The following is a 23,890-nucleotide window of genomic DNA, read 5'->3' on the forward strand; positions in this document are numbered from 1 at the left end:
GCCAATAGCACCGTGTTACACTATACCACATCCACAACTAAGGCTATGGATCAGCTTAAATGCTGTGTGGTCATACCTACCTACAACAATCATAAGACCCTAAAAAAAGTCATTGAAGGGGTGCTGCAATACACCCAAAACCTCATAGTCGTAAATGATGGGTCTTCGGATACCACCTCCCATATTTTAACCGAATTTCCCAATGTCCGTACACTACACCTTCCGCATAACATAGGTAAAGGATATGCTTTGAGGAAGGGTTTTGAAATAGCCCTTGAACTAGGTTTCCACTTTGCCATAACCATTGATTCGGACGGCCAACACTTTCCGGATGATATCCCCCTGTTCATCAACAGCCTTAGTAAGGAAGCCTCAAGAGATGTACTTTACATAGGAGCAAGAAATATGGGGCAAAAAGACGTTCCTAAAAAAAGTAGTTTTGGCAACAAGTTTTCCAATTTTTGGTTTTGGGTAGAAACGGGGATCAAACTACAGGACACCCAATCCGGATATAGGCTATATCCCATACTTGCCCTTAAGGACATCAATTTCCATACTAAAAAATTCGAGTTTGAAATTGAAGTGATCGTTAAGGCGGCATGGATCGGGATAGAAGTGAAGAATCTTCCCATAAAGGTAACCTATGATATAACCGAAAGGGTATCCCATTTTAGACCGTTTACCGATTTTTCAAGAATTAGCCTTTTAAACACCTACTTGGTCCTGCTTACGTTTCTATACATATTTCCCCGGGATCTTATCCGAAAAATAAAAAAAAAAGGGGTTAAGAGGTTTTTCCACGAAGACTTTCTGGGCAGCAACGATTCCCATGAAAAAAAGGCGCTCTCCATAGCACTTGGAGTACTTATCGGTTTATCTCCACTGTGGGGGTTCCAGACCCTGATAGTCATTTTCTTGGCGGTTCTTTTTAAACTGAACAAGGCCATTGCCTTTGCTTTTTCCAATGTAAGCTTTCCTCCTTTTATACCTTTTGTGCTGTTTATAAGCCTTAAAATGGGCCACTGGATCTTGGGTAACGAGTTTAATTTTACCTTTGGGGAGGCAGGGACCGATTTTGAAGTTATAAAACATCTGGAATCCTATATAATTGGCAGTATAACCCTTTCCCTTATTGGATCTTTTACAGCGGGAATATGTGGTTATATCATTTTGAATATTTTTGAAAGAAAAAAAATTGCACTTAAAAATGGGTGATTTTTTATATAGGTTCCATCAATATGTGGCCAAGAAAAGACTGCCCTTCGGCATTGGTCTTTTGGCCTTATTTTTATTCCTGGCCTATTGCGCCTTCAATATTGAATTCGAGGAGGATATCACCAAACTTATACCCAGTAACCGCAAGACCGAAGAGGTTCAAAAAGTATTAAGATCGGTTAATTTTTCGGATAAGATCATTATCAATATTGTGCGACGGCCAGGTACGCCCATTGAAGAACTAACAAGGTATGCAAATGATTTCTTGGATAGTATATCCAAAAAATCTTCATCCCATATAAAGAAGATCCAGGGCAAAATAGATGATGGTGACCTGGGCAACACCTTGGAGTTTGTCTATGAAAATGTCCCTTTGCTATTGGACAGGGAGGACTACATGACCATATCAAAAAAATTGGATAAGGACAGCATTGCCAAAATAACACAAAAAAACTACAGAACATTAATTTCCCCCTCCGGAATCGTTGCCAAGGAAATGATTATGAAAGACCCCCTTGGTATTTCCTTTATTGCCCTAAACAAACTAAAAAGTTTGGGCATGGGGGATCAGTTTACCCTCAAGGAAGGTTTTCTCCTGAGCAAGGATCTTCAAAACATTTTACTGTTTATTACCCCTGCGCACCCTTCCAGTGAAACCGTGGAAAATACCAAATTTGTAAAAGAGCTTTATGAAACGCGGGATCAATTGGACCGATTGTTTCAGGACAGGGTAAAAAGTGAATATTATGGGGCCACCCTAATAGCCGTTGCCAACGCCCAACAAATAAAAGAGGACATTCGTCTTACGATAACCATTGCCCTATCCGTTTTAATGGGCATCCTTATCCTATTTTATAGAAAATTAACCATTCCCTTTATCCTTTTTGCCCCTACCCTTTTTGGTGCAACACTATCCGTTGCCGTATTGTATTGGACCAGGGGGAAGATTTCTGCCATTTCCTTGGGGATAGGTTCGGTTCTGTTAGGGGTTACCTTGGATTATTCCTTACATATTCTGACCCAAATTAGAAATAACCCTTCCATAAGGGCACTTTACTCCGATGTGGCCCAGCCCGTAATTATGAGCAGTATTACCACGGCCCTCGCCTTTCTATGCCTTCTTTTCCTTGATTCGCAAGCCTTACAGGATCTTGGTATTTTTGCTGCCGTTAGCGTAATCGGTTCCTGTATTTTCGCACTCCTTATCATACCCCATGTGTATAGGAATACGGACAGGCTTAAGGTAAAATATACCCTCTTGGATAAAATAGCCTCCTACAAGCTCCATAAGAACAAATGGAGTATATCTGTCCTTGTAGGTCTATTGATTGCCAGTGTATTTTTTCACGATAAGGTGATTTTCAATAAGGATATTGCCAAACTCAACTATGAGCCTCCAGCTTTGTTACAGGCCAGGGAAAGATTGGACGCACTTACCAATATGTCTTCCAAATCCATTTATTTGGCCACTTATGGGGAGGATGGCGACAAGGCCCTGGAAACTACCAATGTCCTATACCACAAATTGGACAGCCTAAAAAATCTTGGCGAGGTACTTAGCTTTAGTTCCATTGGCAACCTTGTCCTGTCCCAGAAAAAACAACAGGAAAAAATTGATCTATGGAAAGGGTTTTGGAAGGAGGATATGATTCTAAACACCACCGAACATCTAATAGAAAGTGGTACGGAACTAGGATTTAAGTCCAACTCTTTTGATAAATTTTATTCCTTTCTCAAAAAGGATTTTAGCCTCTTGGGGATTGAAGATTACAGCAATGCAGCGGCCTTGCCTATGGATGACTACATGGTAAGCAACAAAGGTTTTACCACTGTTACCTCCCTGATCAAATTAAAGGAGGGAAATGAAGAAAACGTAAAACAACTTTTTAGGGCCTACCCTAATACCTTGGTAATCGATAGACAGGAAATGAACGAGATGTTTTTAGGCAATCTCAAAAACGATTTTAATGAATTAATTGGCTACTCCCTTGGAATAGTAGTCCTGATCCTCTTCTTTTTCTTTAGAAGTTTTTCCCTGGTCTTGGTTACCAGTATCCCCATCCTATTGACCTGGTGGCTGACCATTGGTATTATGGGAATGTTCCATATAGAATTCAACATCTTTAATATCATTATCTCCACCTTTATCTTTGGTCTGGGAATAGATTACAGCATATTCATAACCACGGGACTACTCAAGGAATACAGGAAAGGGGAAGAAGTACTTGGAACGCACAGAACCTCTATCCTACTTTCGGCCATTACCACCGTTTTGGGAATTGGGGTACTTATTTTTGCACAACACCCCGCCCTGCATTCCATTAGCCTCGTATCGCTCATAGGTATCCTATCGGCGGTTTTTGTTGCTTTCACCATACAACCCTTATTATTTTTGCTCTTTATAGGGAATAAGGAAAAGCGTCCTATCAGTCTTCGGCTACTTATTCATTCCGTCCTTTCATTTGGTTATTATGGTTCCGGTGGATTGTTGTTGTCCATAGGGAGCATCAGTGTTATGAAAATACTGCCCTTTAAGAAAAAAGTTAAAATGAAATGGTTCCACATGGCCATTTCAAAATTTATGAAATCGGTGCTATATACCAATCCCTTTGTTAGCAAAAAAATCATCAATGTATCTGGGGAAGATTTTGGCAAACCGGCCATTATCATTGCCAACCACACTTCCTTTCTGGATATTTTGGCTGTTGGCATGTTGCATCCCAAGATTATTTACTTGGTAAACGACTGGGTGTACAAATCCCCTATTTTTGGAAAGGCCGTGCAACTGGCCGGTTTTTATCCAGTGTCCGACGGGATAGATAATGGCCTGGAACATTTAAGGAAAAAGGTGGCCCAAGGTTACTCATTAATGGCCTTCCCCGAAGGAACAAGGTCCAGCACCAACAAAATACGACGTTTCCATAAAGGAGCCTTTTATTTGGCAGAAAAGTTTAATATGGATATTGTTCCCGTGTTGATACATGGAAATTCGGAGGTGCTTCCCAAAGGAAGTTTTGTAATAAGGAATGGCAGTATAACGGTCAAGATATTGGAAAGGATCCCCCAAGAAAATCAACACTACGGCAAAAACTACAGAGAGCGCAACAAGGGGATCGCCGCCCATTTCAGATCCGAATTCCAAACCCTAAGAAATGAAGTGGAAGGGGATACCTATTTCAAGGGAACCATTCTGGAGGATTACAGATACAAAGGGGACGCCATCTACCGATCTGTAAAAAGGGATTTAAAAAATAACGCAAAAACATATGCCCTTATCCTTAAACATATTGGCACCTCGGATTCCATAATTCATCTTTCAAAAGAATACGGGCAGCTAGATTTTCTTTTATCTTTAAACTCCGTTGATAGAAAAATTTTTGCCTACTTGGCCGATGAGGAGATACGGGCAATGGTAAAGAACAGTTTTATTGCCCAACAAATAGCCAAGTTAACATTGACAAATTCCATTGAAGAAGCTATGGCAATGCCTGCGGATATTATGATCATTGATTTTGAAATGCAGGACCTGGATAGTTTGACACTTAAAATAGGAAATAATATCCGCTTATTGATATTGGTAAGGGAGGGAGCTAGATTGACGGAAAAAATTATTGGGCCCAACGGTTTTAAAAACATCCTTGAATATGATAATCTTGTTATCTTGGAAAATAAGAAGGGCCTAAAATAAGCTGGTTTCGCAAGAGTCAAAAAAATCCTCGGATTCAATCCAGGTGTGATATTAATTATTATAAGGATACAAGGCCTACCAAAATCCGATATTAAACATTGGTTTTGGAAATTGTAAAGAATACCAATTATGAAAGAACATTACGATATTGTAATTGTTGGAAGCGGATTAGGGGGTTTGGTTTCTGCATTGATTATGGCCAAAGAAGGGTATAGTGTCTGTGTCCTGGAAAAAAACAATCAATTTGGAGGCAACCTTCAAACCTTTGTTCGGGACAAGACCATCTTTGATACCGGGGTGCACTATATTGGCGGACTATCCGAAGGTCAAAACCTGAACCAATATTTTAAGTATTTGGGTATCATGGACCAATTAAAGCTCAAAAAATTGGATGAAGACGGTTTTGATGTGATTACGTTTGATGGAGATCAGAAAGAGTACAAACACGCCCAAGGATATGACCGATTTGAAAAAAGTTTACTTTCCCAATTTCCAGGAGAGGAAAAAGCAATAAAAACATATACCAAGAAATTAAGGGAAACCTGTTCCAAATTTCCATTGTACAATTTAAACAAGGGGAATCCATCCTACGGCCAAGAGGAGATATTTAAGCTCAATGCCAAAACATATATCAATTCCCTTACCAACAACAAAAAGTTACAGGCCGTATTGGCGGGGACCAATTTTCTATATGCCGGAGACGGGGAACGCTCCCCCTTTTATGTGCATGCCCTTTCCGTAAATTCCTATATTGAAAGCGCCTATAGATGTGTTAATGGGGGAAGTCAGATTACCAAAGTACTTATTGGTCAAATTAGGAAACTTGGTGGGGATACCTTCAAGCATCATGAAATTACCAAATTTAATGTCAGTAATGGCAATATCACTTCCGTGGAAACCAAAAATGGAAAGCAAATAAACGGTGATACCTTCATCTCAAATATAGAACCCAAGCTTACTTTAAAAATGGTTGGCCTGGAAAACTTTAGAAAGTCCTATACGAACAGAATAAACAACATTGAGAGTATTGTTTCGGCCTTTAGTGTATACATTGTCTTAAAACCCAATTCCTTTAAATATTACAATAAGAATTTTTATCATTTTAAATATGAAGATCGTATTTGGGATGCACAAAATTACACTCAGGAAAGTTGGCCCGAGGGATATATGGTCTCTATGGGCATCAATAAAAAAGATGATGGATGGGGGGACAGTTTAATTGCTATGACCTATATGAATTTTAAGGAAGTGGAGCACTGGCAAAATACCTATAATACGGTTGCCTCCAAAAATGATAGAGGGCAGACCTATGAACAGTTCAAGGCGCATAAAACTGAAATTTTTATTTTGGAACTGGAAAAAAAATTCCCTAATTTAAGAGATTGCATCCAAACCGTTTATTCCTCCACTCCCCTATCCTACAGGGATTATATAGGGTCCCATAATGGGTCTATGTATGGCTATGTCAAGGACGTAAACAACCCCCTTCACTCCTTTGTTTCTCCCAGGACAAAAATCAAAAACCTACTATTTACTGGCCAGAGTTTAAATATGCACGGTATCCTAGGTGTAACCATCGGGGCAATCGTTACCTGTTCCGAATTAGTGGGAAAGGATTATTTATTGGAAAAAATTTTGGAAGTAAATAAAAAACAAGAAGTTTAATATGGAACAGCTCAAAACGATTCCAATCACCAGGGTCAGTACTATTAGCAAAGAGGATTTTATTAATCAATTTTACAAAACCCAGCGTCCTGTTTTAATTGAAAACCTCACTTCGGATTGGCCTGCTCGAAAGAAATGGAATCTAGATTACATACAGAAAAAAGCGGGAGACCAAGTGGTTCCCCTTTACAACAATGAACCTACCAAAGGGAAACAAAACTCCGCTGCCCCGGTAATGGAAATGAAACTGTACGATTATCTGGAAATCCTAAAAACCAAACCAACGGACCTTCGTATTTTTTTCTATAATATCCTGGATAAAATGCCTGAATTGATCAATGATATACATTATCCGGATATAGGATTAAAATTATTTAAGCGCCTACCGGTCATGTTTTTTGGCGGTGAGGGTTCTGCTGTGCTTCCCCATTATGACATGGATTTGTCAGACTTGTTACATTTTCATTTTCACGGGCACAAAAGTGTACTTTTATTCCCCCCAGATCAGTCAAAATACCTCTACAAGGTACCTTTTTCCGTTCATAATTTGGAATCCATTAATATGGATGATCCGGATTTTGATCGCTATCCGGCCTTAAAAAAAGCAGAGGGACTATACGTAGAGATGAAACATGGGGATGCCCTGTATATGCCCAGTGGATACTGGCACTATATTAAGTACCTTGATGGTGGATTTTCCATTACCTTAAGGGCTTTGCCCAAAAAACCCCTGCTATTGTCCAAAATGATGGGAAACCTATTCCTTATGAGGCCGTTTGAAAATACCATGAGAAAAATTTGGGGTCAGAAGTGGGTAGATTTTAAAGAGAAAAGAATGCTGGCAAAAACCAATGATAGGTTTGGAAAGGAATAACTTAAGAAATTAGGATGTACCGGATAAAATGGATAGTATATGTTACTGTTTTGCTTGGGCTTTTCAGTTCTTGTGGAATTTCAAAATCCCTAAAGGACAGACCCAACATAGGGTACTATAACGCCAAAATTCCTGAAATAACGAAAACCTCGGATACTTCATTTACCTCTTCCAATAACTCCCTCACCAAAAACAAACAAGGGCTTTGGGAACTTTATGTTTCCGGGGACCCCTTGCAAAGAGGATTAATAACCGGAGCCTTAACAGAAGACCTATTTCGGCAACAGGAAGCAATATTCTTGTCGAAGGTAGAAGAATTGGTACCCTCCAAAACAAAAAGATACCTCCTTAGAAAATTTCTGGCCTGGTACAATAGAAAAATGTACAGGAACATCCCTGAAGAAATTAAGGCAGAAATTTGGGGGCTTTCCCGATACGCCTCCCAAAAATTTAACTACTTGGCCGATCCCTACGCAAGGGTTCTTTACCTTCATGGCGCCCATGATATAGGGCATGCCCTTCAAGATCTGGCCCTTGTTGGCTGTTCTTCCTTTGCTGTATGGGGCAATAAATCCGAAGACGGGAGTCTGATCCTTGGCCGCAATTTTGACTTTTACGCAGGGGATGATTTTGCTAAGAACAAAATAGTTTTCTTTGTTGACCCAACAGAAGGCCACAAATTTATGTCCGTGACCTGGGCCGGCATGACGGGAGTGGTCTCTGGAATGAACGAGCATGGACTAACGGTTACCATCAATGCCGGAAAATCCAAAATTCCCTTGGTGGCAAAAACGCCCATTAGCATCCTTACCAGGGAAATTTTACAATATTCAGCTACCCTGGAGGAGGCCGTATCCATTGCAAAAAAAAGACAGGTCTTTGTATCGGAATCTATTTTGGTAGGCAGCGCCAGGGATAAAAAGGCAATGGTAATAGAAGTCTCTCCCCACAATTTTGGGGTATATGAAGTGCCCAATTCCAATCAGTTGATCTGCTCCAACCACTTTCAGAGCGATGCCTATGCAGAGGACAAAAACAACCAAAAGCACATCTTCGAAAGCCATTCCAAATACAGATATGAACGCATGGAGGAACTGTTGGGGGACCACAATAAAATTAGTCCGGAAATTGCAGTGGACATTCTTAGAAATAAGCAAGGTCTGATGGACAGCGACATTGGCTACGGCAATGAAAAGGCATTAAACCAATTATTGGCACACCACGGCATTGTGTTCAAACCAGAGCAGCGACTGGTCTGGGTTTCTTCAAATCCGTACCAATTGGGAGAATTTGTGGCCTATGATCTAAGTAAAATTTTCAAGGACAGTTTAAATCCCAGGAGCGGGTCTGCGCTTTCCATCCCCACTAAAAATATTGAAAAAGATAGTTTTCTATATACCAAAGCCTATCAAGACTATGAAAAATATCGCATAGAAATCGATAAGATAAAGCAGGCGGTTGCGGACAATAAACATTTGACTCCTGAATTTCTGGAGGAATTTAAGAGTTTGAACCCTGAATTTTGGGAAACGCATTATTGGACAGGCCTCTATAATTACCATCAAAAATATTATAGAGCGGCCCTGAACAACTTTATGGAAGCCAGTACAAAAGAAATTACTACAGTTCCGGAGAAAGCTATGGTACATTCGTATATTCGAAGATTAAAACGTAAATTTAAATAATGATCCCTGAAATAGAAAAAGCATCGGCAGAGGCAATTCAACAGTTACAAGAACAGCGTTTAAGGGAGCTTATTAATTATATTACCCAACACTCTGCCTACTATAAAAGAATTTTTAAGGAAAATAATTTGCAGGCCGGCGACATAAAGACCTTGGCAGACCTGAGCAAACTCCCCACCACCTCCAAAGAGGAGCTGCAGCAATACAATGATGATTTCTTATGTGTAGATAGGCATAAGATAATAGATTATGTAACCACTTCCGGGACCTTGGGCGAACCAGTGACCTTTGCCCTTACGGATAACGACCTTAACCGTTTGGCATATAACGAGGCTATCTCATTTGCCTCTGCGGGGGTTACACCTAATGATATTCTACAATTAACAACAACCATAGATAGACGGTTCATGGCCGGTTTGGCCTATTTTTTGGGGGCTCGGGAACTGGGCGCCGGAATTATTAGGGTAGGTGCCGGAATTCCTGAACTTCAATGGGATTCCATACTAAAGTTTAAACCTACCTATCTTATTGTTGTCCCTTCCTTTTTATTAAAATTAATAGAATACGCCCATCAGCACGGAATTGATCCCAACCAAGCCGGGATAAAAGGGGCCATATGTATAGGGGAATCACTACGGAATGAAGACTTTTCCTTGAACACCCTCGCCACCAAAATAAAGAAAGATTGGAACATTCCCCTTTATTCCACCTATGCCTCCACAGAAATGAGTACGGCCTTTACCGAATGCACGGCACAGCAGGGAGGCCACCATCATCCGGAACTGATCATTATTGAAATTTTGGACGATGAGGAAAAACAGGTTGGGGAAGGAATGCCAGGGGAGCTCACCATTACGACACTGGGTGTGGAAGGTATGCCCTTGCTCAGGTTTAAAACCGGCGATATCATGCAGGCACATACCTCCAAATGTTCCTGTGGAAGAAATACACCCCGCCTGGGCCCAGTTATTGGAAGGAAGAAACAAATGATCAAATACAAGGGCACCACCCTGTATCCTCCTGCAATGTACAACGTCCTAAACGCTTTTAACGAAATTGACGCCTTTGTAATCGAAATTGGCCATAACGACATAGGTACGGATGAAATTTGTATTAAAATAGCTACTTCCAATCCAACCAATACTTTATTACAGAGCATTAAGGATCACTTTAGGGCAAAACTAAGGGTACTCCCCAACATTGAATTCCACGATTTTAAAACCCTTCAGGAATTACGATTTCCAAAAATGAGCAGAAAACCTGTTATTGTCATAGACCACAGGCCCTAATTTGGGATTGGGCCATGGCAACCCCAAAAAACAATTTGCAAATCATCCTTCATTTTCTTAACTTCTAAAGCCATATAGCCCCTTTTTCATTTCAATTCCTATTTCCGCGTTATGGCAAGGTTTTTATCATTAGGCCTTAGAAACAGGCATAATTATATATTGTTTGCATCAGAATTGGTATTACATTTGGTTAGACATTAAACAGGTATTGCAGCATTATGAAAAAACATATTCATCTATATATATTACTATTTTTTTGCCTTCCATTAATAAGTGCTGGACAAAAATTGGGCAATCAGGAAATAAAGGATTTGATCAACTCGTACAAGAAGGATATCCGGGGACCATATAAGGAAATTAGATGGTTCTGTACGGATGGAAGCATACGCCATCCCAAAGACCCTTGTCCCGATAATATTGGTCCCGGGGTACAGCATGCCACCTATAAAAGCTCCATTATCGAATTGGGAAATAGCAACCATCTCTTTTTGGGCCAAATATTATCCTATACCGCCAAAGAGGAATTTTGGGACTCGGAAAACAACCATTCCCGTCTTAAACAGTATCAGTTGGACCTATATTTAAGAACTGTAGATAATGGCTGGATACTGGAAAAAGGGCAGTACTATAGGGGGGCCACCCAGGCCGAGGATGAAGGGGCATGGGGCGTAGATTTCTATAAATGGCTGTTATCCGACACTCAAAAATTGACCCAAAATTTTTATCTCATTCGCCAGTCCTTGAAGGACATACCGCATAAGGGCGACGATAATCTAGCGCAAAAAATAAGGAGCGAATCAAAAGTAATATCGGACCTAGCCCCAACATTTATGGAATTAAGGGTTAAGATCCACAGTAGGCCGGATGCCGGGGACATAAAGAAAGTAACAGACTTTAAGTCCAAAAATAGCAGCAATCTCACCAATGGGGTAAAAGCAAAAATTGATGCCTTAATATCGACTATGGTCCTTTTCTACCAACCAATGGATATTGCACAAATACAAAAAAACACTCCTCTTGTCAATGATAGTCCTATTGGGGTTTCCATAAAGAACTTTAGCACCAATTATAGTGGAGAAACAAATGCAGCAGTCCTTATTCCCGCCGTCGCAGAATTATTGTTGGATATAAGACAGGCCATTCCAAAAGAAGTAAATGCGGAAGCCCGACTTCAAGTTTTGGACGCCTCCCTTAAGTTGGAAGAAATCATATTTAAAAATGCTCCCCAATGGCAACCGGAAGATCTAAATGGCTTATTGGACAAAGTCTGTTATTTGGGTATGGCGACTGCCGGTGCCGGATATATAGAACTGGCAGAATGGGAACAACTCAATCTATCCCTAAAGGGATCCGATAGCAACTCCTTGTCTTTAGGGCAGCTAACTACTGTATTGGAAAATGCCCGAAGGGAAGTGGAATGGAGCTCTTCCATGGTAAAGGCCAATTATCAGGAAATAGTGGAGATTTATACCGCTTTTGAGCCAAAGGCCTATGGATTTATTGACGATAAAATTAGAGGTTCCATTGCCCTCCGTTTAGGTGAAACCGTGGGAGAATTGGGCGATATCATTGCCCGGGAATCCACCTTGACCAATAGGGTGATGGACTTAGAAAATCAAAGTGGTATACGAGGTCTAAACCCAGGTTATGCCCTTGGAGAATTGTTAGTGGTTGACGGCTCTCCAGACGATATTGAAGTCTCTTCCGATAAAATCTATATTTTTCAACGCCCCCCATCAGATCTTAAGCCAGTAGCAGGAATTGCCACGGTTTCTGAAGGAAACATGGTATCCCACGTGCAATTATTGGCCAGAAACATGGGCATCCCCAATGCTGCCCTTGGCGATGAAAATCTTAAAAGCCTTCAAAAATATAATGGGGATAAGGTCTTTTATGCGGTTTCCAACAAGGGCAATGTTATTATGAAATTGGAAAAAGATATGTCCCAAGAGGAGCGTAACTTGTTTATAAAAACCGAACGTAAGGAAGAAAGAATCGAAGTACCGATACAAAATATACGTTTGGACGAAAATGCCATATTAAACCTAAGATCCGTAGACGCCGATGATTCAGGGAAACTTTGTGGACCGAAAGCGGCCAATTTGGGACAGTTAAAAAAAATGTTCCCGGACATGGTGGTCGAAGGCCTGGTGATTCCCTTTGGAATATTTAGGGATCATATGGACCAGCCCATGCCCGACCAACAGGGCAGTTATTGGGAATTCTTAAATGCTACCTTTATGTCGGCCGAAACTATGCGTAACCAGGGTATTGCTGAGGGCCAGGTAGAAAACTACCAACTAAGGCAATTGGAGATCCTACGGGGTGCCATTAAGAAAATGCCAATGAAGTCCGCATTCATAGCACAATTGGAAAATGGATTTCAAGATGTATTGGGGAAAGCAATTGGTGAAATCCCTGTTTTTCTAAGAAGTGACACCAACATGGAGGATTTGAAGAATTTTACAGGGGCCGGATTAAACCTCACCATATTCAATGTGGCCGACAAGGAAAAAATTATATCCGGAATTAAGGATGTATGGGCTTCCCCCTATTCGGAACGCAGTTTTAAGTGGCGACAGAAATATCTCCTAAACCCTCAAAATGTATTTCCCTCCATTTTAATAATCCCCAGTGTGGACGTTGATTATTCCGGGGTATTGATCACCAAGGGTATCAGTTCCGGAAACCCGGACGATCTCACCATAGCCTTTAGCAGAGGTGCCGGAGGTGCCGTAGATGGCCAATCGGCAGAAACCTATCTGGTTAGGGATAATGGTGGCACCCAACTTTTAGCTCCCGCCAGGGAAATGTACCATAACCGACTTCCAGTTGTAGGGGGAACGGAAAAACGAATGTCCACCTTTGAAAATTTCATCCTAAACCAAAAAAATATTGATGAAATAAGAACATTGGCCAAAACAATCCGTGAAACTATGCCCACAGAAACCAAATCGGACTATGAAGGGGCCTATGATGTGGAATTGGGATTCCAAAACAATAGGTTGTGGCTGTTCCAAATACGCCCTTTTGTAGAAAATAAAAAAGCGTTAAGCTCCCAATACCTGGAATCTATTACACCAAAAATCGATTTGGACAAAAGCATTCCCCTTTCTAAAAAAATATAAGATGCAAAAGAGTATTAAATATATAGTTTTATTACTGATTTGTTCGGCCTTTACCACTATAAACTATTACCCTATAGATGGCTACCTACATACGGGAATCAAAAGGCTGAAGTATCTTGAACTCGTTAAAATCGGGGAGCTGAAGTCGACTACGGTAATTCCTCCAGGGGCCCAAAAGTCCTATATGGATATTGAACTGAACCTAATATCCAAAAAGGAGGACAGCACTACTGCCTTCCTAAGTGTAGATGAACAATTCCAAAAGGAAATCAACGCGCTATTTAGAGGCTTGGACAAGAGTTATTCCATTGCCGTTTTGGATATTTCGGATATTGACAGTATTCGATATGCCAAAAGAAACGAAACTGCCGGATATCAACCGGGCAGTGTTGGTAAACTGGCCGTGATGGTAGCCTTGTTTGCGCAATTAAAAAAAATATACCCGGATTCCTTTGAAAAACGATTGGAGCTTTTACGATCCAAATCCGTGAAGTCCGGCGTTTGGGGTTTGACAGATGAGCACACGGTGCCCATTTTTAATCTGGAGAACCATAAACTACTTAAAAGACAGGTCATTGGCAGTGATGTTTTTACCCTGTTCGAATGGGCAGACCATATGCTTTCCGTTAGCAATAACGGCGCGGCCAGTATTGTATGGCGGGAGGCCTTATTAATGGAAGCCTTCGGGGAGTCCTACCCTACCCTTGGCCAAGAAGAGGCGGATGCCTACTTCACCACTACCCCAAAAAAGGAATTGACAGATTTGGCCAACAATGTGGTAAACCTTCCTCTACGGGAATTGGGAATTACTATGGACGAATGGCGGTTGGGGAGTTTTTTTACTTCCGGACCCAACCGCTATGTGGGCGACAAGGGGGGCAGTATAGGCTCTCCCCTAGGGTTGATGAAATTCCTGATCCAGTTGGAGCAGGGCAAGGTGGTGGACCAAGAGTCCAGTTTGGAAATGAAACGCCTTATGTATATGACGGACCGACGAATTCGATACGCTCAATCCCCTGCCCTAAAGCCGGCTGCCGTTTATTTTAAGTCGGGGAGTTTATATAAATGTGATAGAAGTACGGGTGAAGCCTGTGGAAAATATATGGGCAATGTTACCAATTATATGAATTCTGTGGCCATTGTAGAACATCCTGACAATTGCAAATATATGGTAGTACTAATGACCAACGTATTGCGAAAGAATTCGGCAACGGACCACATGACCCTGGCCAGTAGCATAGACAAAATAATTAGACGTTGATATTATTGAAAATTATTCAGGATTTCGGCCGCCTTTTTTCGTGCCCTCTCATTGGCGTCTTCCAAAACAATTTCCAAAAGGGGGATAAATTTGGGATCCTTGGTTCTTTCTATCAAGTAAAGTACTGCCAGTTTCAATTTAATATCCTTGCGCTTCAATAGGGCCAAATAACTTTCGGATTCGCTAAGGACCTTTACATTGAGGTTTTTTAAATTTTCTTCGGAAATAACACCCACTTGTACAATGGATTCGGCAACCGGAATCAATTCCTTTTTGAGTTGAACGTCCAAGATATTGTCCAAAAATTCAATGGCATGTATGCGCTGCTCCTCCTGGCCTTTTAGTATGGCATTTAATATGGGGTCCACATCCCGGGGCGGATATTTTACTCCCAAAAATTGAAAAATCCGTTTCAATTGCCGATCCAACCTCAACTCCAACAAATGTATAAGGCCATTCCTAGCTTCGTTTTCATCCTTGGTCCCTTGATTTTCAGGATTCTTCCTGTACTGAAGTACTATTTGGGTATGAATTACGGACAGGGTGCTTTGGTACAGGTGACACTCGTCCAAGATCTTATCCACTATAAACCGGTCCCTTATCTTCAGATGGGGGTTTTTCCACTTTAGGTGTTTAAGGGCTTCAATAGCTTCTATTTTCACCGTATGTTCCATATCCCCCGTAAGTTTCATCAAGGTATTTATGGCCTTCTGTGAATTGAACTTTCCTATAACCATGACCACGAAGGCACTATCATCCGGGTCTATACTTTCCCTTCTTAATCCCTCAAACAAAATATCAATTATGGGCTCCCCATAAAAGTAAAGGGCCTCCATGGCCGATTTTCTGGTATCCTTACCGGATAACCTGGAAACAATTAGGTCTATAAACTGCTTGTCCAAAGTCTTTGATGCCGCTAAAATAGCGGTATTTGCAATTAGAACATTATTGGAATACAAATGTGCCTTTATAACAGGGTAGCACCTTTCCACCTTGGCGTTCCCTATGGTTTCGAGAACGGCAACGATCTTGTTGGTCCTTTCCATATCCGTATTGGTCTGCGACAACTGTGAAAGGATATTTTCAATTCTATGTTCCAAAGAGAATCGGTCCTGCATCACCCTATTATTTCGTAATTCCATAGACAGGCCAACTAGGGAGGCATTGGCAATGGTATTGTCCTCTACCGATAAATATTTATCCAAAAGTTCCACTGGGTCCTCTGGATATTTTTTCAACAAATACCGAAAGGCTGCGGTGGTCACTTGTTGATCCTCGTCGTAGATCATGGGCTCTACGACCTGATATACATTTTCCGTATTCAAAAAATATAGATTTTCAATGGCCAAAGCCCTAACCTTGGCAGAAGGGTTGTTCAACAGGGCCTTAATTGCAAAAAAGAAACGCTCATCCTTTACTTCCAATGCTTTGCTCAACATATGTAAAATCTGATTCTCGTTCCCCGTTTCGAATACCTTGATTACCGTCTCTACAATGGATGTAACCTTTATTTCCGATTTGGCCGCCTTCCCCTTTCGTGTATGGTTATATTCCAATAAGTGTTTGAAGGAAATTATATATTCGTTCCTTAAATGATATATAAAATACAACCAAACTAAAATAAGCCCGATAATAATTATACTTATGTAGGTAGATGATATTTCCAGACCATTTATAAAAAAAATCAGAATAAAGCCTGCCATCCCTGTAGCTATGCTATCTACGACCACATCGGTAAATGTTTTGGTCTTTTTTTTAATTTCTATCGGGATGGGTATGGAAAGAAGTTCCGTGGCGGCCTTATTTACCGACTGCTTTAAACTTCCGTCCACAATTTTAATAAATACCACTACCCAAAGCTGTGGCACGATCAATAGCATAAAAGACCCCAGCAATATGCCCGAGGGCAACCATAAAAGGGATTTACCTACACCAAAAGTACCTACTATCCGTTTGGTAAGGAACAACTGTATCAAAAGCGAAATAACGCTCAGGGTAGAAAACCAAAATCCAAAAAAAGAGGTTAATTCATCCTGATCCTTAATGAACCTAGAGGCGTAATCACTATACTGGTAATCTACCAACTTGGCCACCAAAACACTTATACCGATAACCACTGCAATCAAGCTAAGCAATTTGGACTGCCTGATCAGCCTAAAAGGGGATTCGACCTTGGGGTTGGATCTACTGGAAACCTGGAAAGGGTTGAGCTTCAATACCTCGTTTTTCCAGATATAACGGGTAATGGACAGACAGCACATCAGTAGGGCACCGGCAACATACAATAAATCTTCGGAATTTAAAATATTGGTCAATAAAGAGGTTAGGTAGCCTCCAAATATTCCTCCGCCTATGGCTCCGGCACCTATAAACCCAAATACACGCTTGGCTTCCCGAACATTATATACCAGATTGGCCATTACCCAAAATTGGGAAGCCGTCAACAATCCAAAAATGGCCACCCAGATATAGGGTATATACAATGCAAAACCATAGCCGAGATTAAAATTTAAGGCCATCCCAAATATTCCCAAAGAAATAACAGATCCCAACAAGGTACGGTCCACAATAATATTCAAGGGATACTTTTCCAAGGCCCTGTCATAAAAAAAAGACCCCACTACGGCCATTATTGCGGTTAAAACATACCCCAATGGCAGTGCATCTGAAGAAAGTTCGGATAAAAAAAGGGAATTTATTGTTGGCTTTACTATTAGTAAAACCGTAATAATAAGGAATATGTTGAGTTGAAGTAGAAGCGTCTTGGTGAGTTCCTCCTCTTTTAGATCAAATGCCTTAAGGATGTAAGTTTTAAACGTTGTAATAAATGAATTAAGGTAGTTCAATTTTCATGCGTTTTAGTAATATCCAACAGCACTCTTAAATATAACCATTCCATAGAAGAAGATCAGGGCCAAAATTACTTTATTGGCAGACCGTAAACGAATAAAGAAAAGAAAATACGCTAATTGGATTTAATTAACGGCAAAATGTACCTGCTCAGCCTTCAAAACCCTTTCCACTGGCCTTACCAAGTCCCGAATAATTTGCTCACCTCCTGCATCATCTATCAAGGCCACCAAAATATAGCGGCGATTGGGAGTATTACCCCATACTAAAATGGAATCCGAATGAAAGGTTCTCCAGGAGCCCGACTTTCTGTATAATCTGGCATCGGGCGCAATATGGTCCAAGGTATTCACAAATTTATGATGCAGTTCAGGATCCCCCATTATATCCAACATTTGTTTTGAACGCCCTTTATTCACTAATTTTCCATTGGCCAATAGGTAATAATATCTACATACTTGGTCCACTGTGGCAGCATGCGATAAATTCTTTAATGGTTCCCTATTGGTATCCCCACCGCTTCCATATCTTTTACCAACCCATAATCCGCCGCCATTACTTTTATCATAGAACATATATTTTGGATCGGTCATTACGGACTGAATTTTTTCATAACCCAAAAGATCGATCATTCTGGTAGTGGCTTCGTTGTTGGATTTACTGATCATGGATCGCATATCCTTTTTTATTTCGGGAGTTTCCTTGAGTTCCCCTTTTTCAATGGCATCCATTGAGGACAGGAGCACCGCAATTTTTGGCAAACTGGCAGCATACATCATATAATCACCGTTGATACTGGCATATTTTGCATTTTCTGGATTTGAGAGGTCTACTATACCAACGGCCATCTTATTCTTCTTCATCAAAGATTTCCAGTTGGGATTGGACATGAGCTCCTTTTCCAAACTTTTTTGCAAGTCGCTGTCCACCAAACTTGGAAGTGGCTTTATTTTGGCATTGTCTATATTAATGGGCAAGTCTTTCTGCGCTAAAGCGAAACAAGAAGATAAAACGGCACACAATACTCCTAGCCTACGCGCCTGCAATTGAAAATAAGTTATACCCACCATATATATACCATAATACTGTTAGTTAAGCAACTATAATTTAAATCGCAAAAAAAGAACTACCCTCAAAAACTACCAAAGATATTCCATATCCGTATTGGATCCTTGTTAATTTTTTCCGACTTCAACAAAAAAAATACTCAGATAATATAACGCTAATTTTAGCAGTATGTGATTTTTATCCTTTAAATTATTTTAGGGTTTGCGAAAAATAAAATCCAACCCCCAACAGAAAAATTATCATTCCATCATTTACTTCCTTTACTTACACTGAAAGCGGATAAAAAGATTATAAGTGAACAACCTCTGGCAAGCCCGCCTGAACGGATACGGGCAGGCCCGTCTGACTAAGGCAGGCAAGCGTCGGAGCAGCTGCCTGCCGCAGGCAGGTTTAAATCTCACTTAGTGCGTAAAGGCAGATAGTAGTAATATTTAATTATTACGGTTTAATTGCAAATTGTTATTTTTGGAACAAATTAGAAATACATGTTGGTTATTGGGATCGCCGGTGGAACGGGTTGTGGAAAAACTACGGTGGTAAATCAAATAATAAATGAACTGCCCTTTGAGGAAGTGGGTGTTATTTCCCAGGATTCCTATTATTGTGATCTGTCCCATTTATCATATAACGAGCGTGTACAGGTAAATTTTGACCATCCCCGTGCCATAGATTTTGAATTGCTAGGCAGCCACTTACAGGATTTAAGGAGAGGAACTCCCATTCACCAACCTGTCTATTCCTTTGTTGAACACAACCGGACCAAAGATACTATTCCAACCTACCCAAGAAAGGTGATGATCGTAGAGGGTATCCTAATCCTGACCAATCCCCAGATCAGGGAGATGTTCGACATCAAAATCTTTGTACATGCCGATTCGGACGAGCGATTGATAAGGCGTTTAAAAAGGGACATCACCGAACGTGGCAGGGATTTGGACGAAGTTTTAACGCGATATAAAAACACGCTAAAGCCCATGCACGATCAGTTTATTGAGCCTACCAAGGAATATGCGGACATTATAATTCCAAACAACAAGTACAATACGGTGGCGGTAGACATAGTAAGGACCATTATCAACCAAAAATTAAGCTAATCACCAATGGGAATAAAAGGGTTAAGAAAGAAAAAATGGTTTGGGGTGGTCACCAATATGTATGTATTGGTGCTGACCGTTTTTGTTGTTTGGATGGTTTTTTTTGATACCAACTCCCTACTCATTCACTGGGAGCTTAAAAAACAGATCAATAATCTGGAAAAGCAAAAGGAGTTTCTTCATGAAGAAATAGCCAAGGATAAAAAAATTATAGAAAAGCTTTCGGACCCAGAGGAGTTGGAAAAGTTTGCAAGGGAGCAATATTATTTAAAAAAGAAAGGTGAAGAAATTTATTTAATTGAATATGAAGATAGTGTAAAAACCAAAAACGATGAGTAAGTCCCAGCTCTTTGACGATTTTCACGAGATTACATCCAAAGCCTGGAAACAGAAGATCCAGTTTGAATTACAAGGGGAGGATTACAATAATACCTTGGTCTGGGAATCTCCCGAAGGCATTAAGGTAAAACCGTTCTACAACTGCGAAGACCAAAAGGCAGACGAAATTCCCTTAAAGTCCAAAGATGATGACTGGAGCATAGCCCAGGCCATATATGCAGGGAATGCCGAAATGGCCAACAAGAAAGCCCTGGATGCCATATCGAGAGGTGCCGAATGTATTTATTTTACCATTCCTTCCTCGGGGATAGATATCCATGGACTACTTAATGAAATCGACCTCGGCCAAACCGATATCCAATTTAACCATCAATTTCTATCCTTAGCCTTTGTAAAAACACTTTTAACGGTAACGGAAAACCATCATAGCAAGGTATTTACCAACATCGATATTATTGGTCATTTGGCCAGAAATGGCAATTGGCATTTCAACCTTGATGAAGACCATAAAATATTAGGGGAAATCCTAAATTTAAATCACGCCCAAACCTTGGGAGTGGATGTGGCCCTCTATGGAAATGCCGGAGCCAATATGGTACAGCAATTGGCCTATGCCCTATCACAAGCCAATGAATATTTAAATTATATTAACGATCACCATAAAGACAAGTTAAAAAGTACAACAATAACCTTTAAGGTCTCCATTGGGAGCAACTATTTCTTTGAAATAGCAAAATTAAGGGCCCTTCGGATTTTGTTCGGAACCCTGGCACGGGAATATGGGGCTATGGAGAATTGCCATATTATAGCTACTCCCACTTTGAGAAATAAAACCTTGTACGATTACAATACCAATATGCTCCGTACCGCAACGGAATGTATGTCGGCCATTTTGGGGCAGGCCGATACCATATTGAATATGCCCTATGATGTCATTTACCATAAGGACAATGAATTTGGGGAACGTATGGCCCGAAATCAACTATTGATCTTAAAAAATGAAAGCTATTTTGACAAGGTCAACAATGCGGCCGATGGAGCTTATTATATGGAGTACTTAACCCATCAACTCTCCTCCAAGGCCTTGGAACTATTTAAACAAATTGAAGCGGGTGGCGGATTTCTGGTGCAATTGAAGGAACATCTCATTCAAAAAAAAATAAAGGAAAGCGCCGCCAAGGAACAAGAGCGTTTTAACAGACGCGATAAAATTCTGGTAGGCACCAATAAATATGCCTCCAGATTGGATAAAATGAAGGGGAGTTTGGAACTGTACCCCTTTGTAAAAACCAATACCCGAAAAACCTTGATAGAACCCATCTTTGAAAAAAGATTGTCCGAAGAATGGGAACAGGAGCGATTGAAGACCGAATGAAGGTGCTATGTTACCTTTTCAAAAAAATATCTACTACAAAGCAAACAAGAATAGGTTAGGATAAGACGAACAAAAGCAATGCCAAGAAAAAACCTTCAACATATTCAACTCAAATCGGTACCAGAAAAGGATGATCGGAATCGGGACCCCGATTTGCCGTATGAGACCGCAGAAGGAATAACCCTGAAAAAAAACTATACCAGGGAAGATATTGAAAATTTGGAACATTTAAATTTCGCCGCGGGCATACCGCCATTTCTAAGGGGCCCCTATTCCACCATGTACGTCAGCAGACCATGGACCATAAGACAGTACGCGGGGTTCTCGACCGCAGGGGAAAGTAATGCATTCTATAGAAGAAATCTAAAGGCGGGACAAAAAGGCCTATCCATAGCTTTTGATCTACCCACCCATAGAGGATATGACAGTAATCACCCCCGGGTGGTGGGCGATGTGGGCAAAGCCGGTGTGGCCATCGATTCTGTGGAGGATATGAAACTTCTATTTCAGGACATCCCCCTGGATAAAATATCGGTTTCCATGACCATGAACGGAGCCGTATTGCCCATAATGGCATTTTTTGTCGTGGCAGCGGAGGAACAGGGAGTTTTGCCCAAAGACCTTTCGGGAACTATCCAGAACGATATTCTAAAGGAATTTATGGTAAGGAACACCTACATTTATCCTCCCGCCCCGTCTATGCAGATCGTTGCCGATATTTTTGAATATTCCAGCAAGTTTATGCCCCATTTTAATAGTATAAGTATATCCGGTTATCATATGCACGAGGCAGGGGCCACTGCAGATATTGAATTGGCATATACCCTGGCCGATGGACTGGAATATATTAGAACCGGTTTAAATACCGGATTGAACATTGATGATTTTGCCCCAAGATTATCCTTCTTTTGGGGAATTGGGATGAACCATTTTATGGAAATAGCCAAAATGAGGGCCGGTAGAATGCTCTGGGCCAAATTGGTTAAACAGTTTAACCCAAAAAATGAGAAGTCGCTCACCCTAAGGGCCCATTGCCAGACCAGCGGTTGGAGCCTTACCGAGCAAGACCCTTTCAACAATATTACCAGAACGACCATAGAGGCCGCCGCAGCAGTTTTTGGCGGCACACAAAGCTTACATACCAATGCCTTGGACGAGGCCATAGCGCTCCCCACTGATTTTTCTGCGCGTATTGCCAGAAATACACAATTATATTTACAAAAGGAGACCGAAATCACTAAGACGGTAGACCCTTGGGGCGGCAGTTATTATATAGAAAAACTAACGGACGGGATTGTACAAAAGGCGTGGGCCCTTATAAGTGAAGTAGAGGAATTGGGAGGAATGACCAAGGCCATAGACGCTGGTATTCCAAAATTTAGGATCGAGGAGGCCGCTGCAAAAAAACAGGCCCGTATAGACAGTGGCAGGGACATCATAGTTGGCGTAAATAAATTCCTGTCCAAAACAGATGATGACCTTCAAATATTGGAAGTGGACAATGAAGAGGTAAGAAATCAGCAATTGGCACGTTTACAAATCCTAAGGGCAAATAGAAACGAACATGAAGTGCAGCAAACGCTTTCCACTCTTACCAAGGTTGCCAAGGAAAGAATGAAGACCATTTCCTCCATAACCGCCGATATAAATGCCCTAGAAGAAAAAAATTTATTAGCTTTAGCTATAAAGGCCGCAAGGGCAAGGGCTACGCTGGGCGAAATCAGCATGGCTTTGGAGAATGCCTTTGGGAGGCACAAGGCAATTATTAATTCGTTTACCGGGGTGTATTCAAAAGAAATAAAAGGAGATGACAGCTTTGGGATAGCTAGGCAAATGGCAGACAATTTTGCAGGGCAGGAAGGCCGTAGGCCAAGGATAATGATTGCCAAAATGGGGCAGGACGGTCACGACCGTGGTGCCAAAGTAGTGGCAACCGCATATGCCGATCTGGGTTTTGATGTGGATATTGGCTCCTTGTTCCAGTCTCCGGCGGAAGCGGCAAAACAAGCCGTGGAAAATGACGTCCATGTATTGGGGATCTCCTCCCTGGCAGGTGGGCATAAGACCTTGGTACCCCAGCTACTGCAGGAATTAAGGACCTATGGTCGCGAAGATATTATGGTCATTGTAGGTGGGGTAATACCCAAAAAGGATTATGATTTTTTATACCGAGCAGGAGCCGTGGCAATATTTGGTCCCGGTACAAAAATAAGCGATACGGCCATCGAAATTCTGAAAATCCTAAACGAATAGGATCCACTGAACTTTAACCTACTTTAACGCTAACGTCACAATTATTCACCCAGTGTTAACAAAATACATTTTATAACAACTTAAATAATCGTATTTTTACCCCCTA

Annotated in this window: 14 protein-coding genes; 12 read left to right on the forward strand and 2 right to left on the reverse strand. The window is 41.0% G+C overall.

Annotated features, from left to right (window positions below; genetic code table 11):
• Positions 1–45: 45 nt before the first annotated feature.
• The 8 genes from D0S24_RS17000 (at position 46) to D0S24_RS17035 (ending at position 14,805) form a co-directional block, all read left to right on the forward strand.
• Positions 46–1,215: a DUF2062 domain-containing protein gene (locus D0S24_RS17000; protein ID WP_117021078.1), complete on the forward strand. Its 1,170-nt coding sequence runs from the start codon at positions 46–48 to the stop codon at positions 1,213–1,215.
• Positions 1,208–4,903 carry an MMPL family transporter gene (locus D0S24_RS17005; RefSeq protein WP_117021020.1) on the forward strand — a complete coding sequence of 1,232 codons (3,696 nt, stop codon included), beginning with the start codon at positions 1,208–1,210 and terminating at the stop codon, positions 4,901–4,903. The genes D0S24_RS17000 and D0S24_RS17005 overlap by 8 nt, the downstream gene beginning before the upstream one ends.
• Before the next feature lie 129 nt (positions 4,904–5,032).
• Positions 5,033–6,568, forward strand: coding sequence for an NAD(P)/FAD-dependent oxidoreductase (locus tag D0S24_RS17010; RefSeq protein WP_117021021.1), 1,536 nt, complete (start codon positions 5,033–5,035; stop codon positions 6,566–6,568).
• Between the two features lies 1 nt (position 6,569).
• Positions 6,570–7,442: a cupin-like domain-containing protein gene (locus D0S24_RS17015; protein ID WP_117021022.1), complete on the forward strand. Its 873-nt coding sequence runs from the start codon at positions 6,570–6,572 to the stop codon at positions 7,440–7,442.
• Between the two features lie 14 nt (positions 7,443–7,456).
• Entirely contained in the window at positions 7,457–9,127 is a 1,671-nt protein-coding gene (locus D0S24_RS17020; RefSeq protein WP_117021023.1) for a C45 family peptidase, read from the forward strand.
• Positions 9,127–10,416 (forward strand): phenylacetate--CoA ligase family protein, encoded by a 1,290-nt coding sequence (locus D0S24_RS17025; RefSeq protein WP_117021024.1) that lies wholly within the window; start codon positions 9,127–9,129, stop codon positions 10,414–10,416. The genes D0S24_RS17020 and D0S24_RS17025 overlap by 1 nt, the downstream gene beginning before the upstream one ends.
• Positions 10,417–10,634: 218 nt before the next feature.
• The gene (locus D0S24_RS17030) at positions 10,635–13,544 is read left to right on the forward strand and encodes a PEP/pyruvate-binding domain-containing protein (protein WP_117021025.1); all 2,910 of its coding nucleotides are present in this window, start codon (positions 10,635–10,637) and stop codon (positions 13,542–13,544) included.
• A 1-nt stretch (position 13,545) separates the two neighbouring features.
• Positions 13,546–14,805 (forward strand): serine hydrolase, encoded by a 1,260-nt coding sequence (locus tag D0S24_RS17035; RefSeq protein ID WP_117021026.1) that lies wholly within the window; start codon positions 13,546–13,548, stop codon positions 14,803–14,805.
• Between the two features lie 2 nt (positions 14,806–14,807).
• On the opposite strand, the gene D0S24_RS17040 is transcribed toward D0S24_RS17035, so the two are convergent.
• Both D0S24_RS17040 and D0S24_RS17045 read right to left on the reverse strand, forming a co-directional pair.
• Complete coding sequence (locus tag D0S24_RS17040) at positions 14,808–17,651, reverse strand: MFS transporter (protein WP_251795816.1); 2,844 nt, start codon at positions 17,649–17,651, stop codon at positions 14,808–14,810.
• Positions 17,652–17,780: 129 nt separating this feature from the next.
• A complete protein-coding gene (locus D0S24_RS17045; protein WP_117021027.1) occupies positions 17,781–18,725 on the reverse strand; it encodes a serine hydrolase in 945 nt (314 codons plus the stop codon).
• A 483-nt stretch (positions 18,726–19,208) separates the two neighbouring features.
• Here D0S24_RS17045 and udk point away from each other — a divergent pair, with 483 nt between their 5' ends.
• From udk to scpA, 4 genes are all read left to right on the forward strand, one after another.
• Positions 19,209–19,817 (forward strand): uridine kinase, encoded by a 609-nt coding sequence (gene udk / locus D0S24_RS17050; RefSeq protein WP_117021028.1) that lies wholly within the window; start codon positions 19,209–19,211, stop codon positions 19,815–19,817.
• A gap of 6 nt (positions 19,818–19,823) precedes the next feature.
• A complete protein-coding gene (locus D0S24_RS17055) occupies positions 19,824–20,156 on the forward strand; it encodes a septum formation initiator family protein (RefSeq protein ID WP_117021029.1) in 333 nt (110 codons plus the stop codon).
• Positions 20,149–21,531, forward strand: coding sequence for a methylmalonyl-CoA mutase subunit beta (locus D0S24_RS17060; RefSeq protein WP_117021030.1), 1,383 nt, complete (start codon positions 20,149–20,151; stop codon positions 21,529–21,531). The genes D0S24_RS17055 and D0S24_RS17060 overlap by 8 nt, the downstream gene beginning before the upstream one ends.
• A 78-nt stretch (positions 21,532–21,609) precedes the next feature.
• Positions 21,610–23,784 carry a methylmalonyl-CoA mutase gene (scpA, locus tag D0S24_RS17065; RefSeq protein ID WP_117021031.1) on the forward strand — a complete coding sequence of 725 codons (2,175 nt, stop codon included), beginning with the start codon at positions 21,610–21,612 and terminating at the stop codon, positions 23,782–23,784.
• The last annotated feature ends 106 nt before the right edge of the window (positions 23,785–23,890 follow it).

The organism is Arenibacter sp. P308M17 (assembly GCF_003426735.1).
Lineage (GTDB): Bacteria > Bacteroidota > Bacteroidia > Flavobacteriales > Flavobacteriaceae > Arenibacter.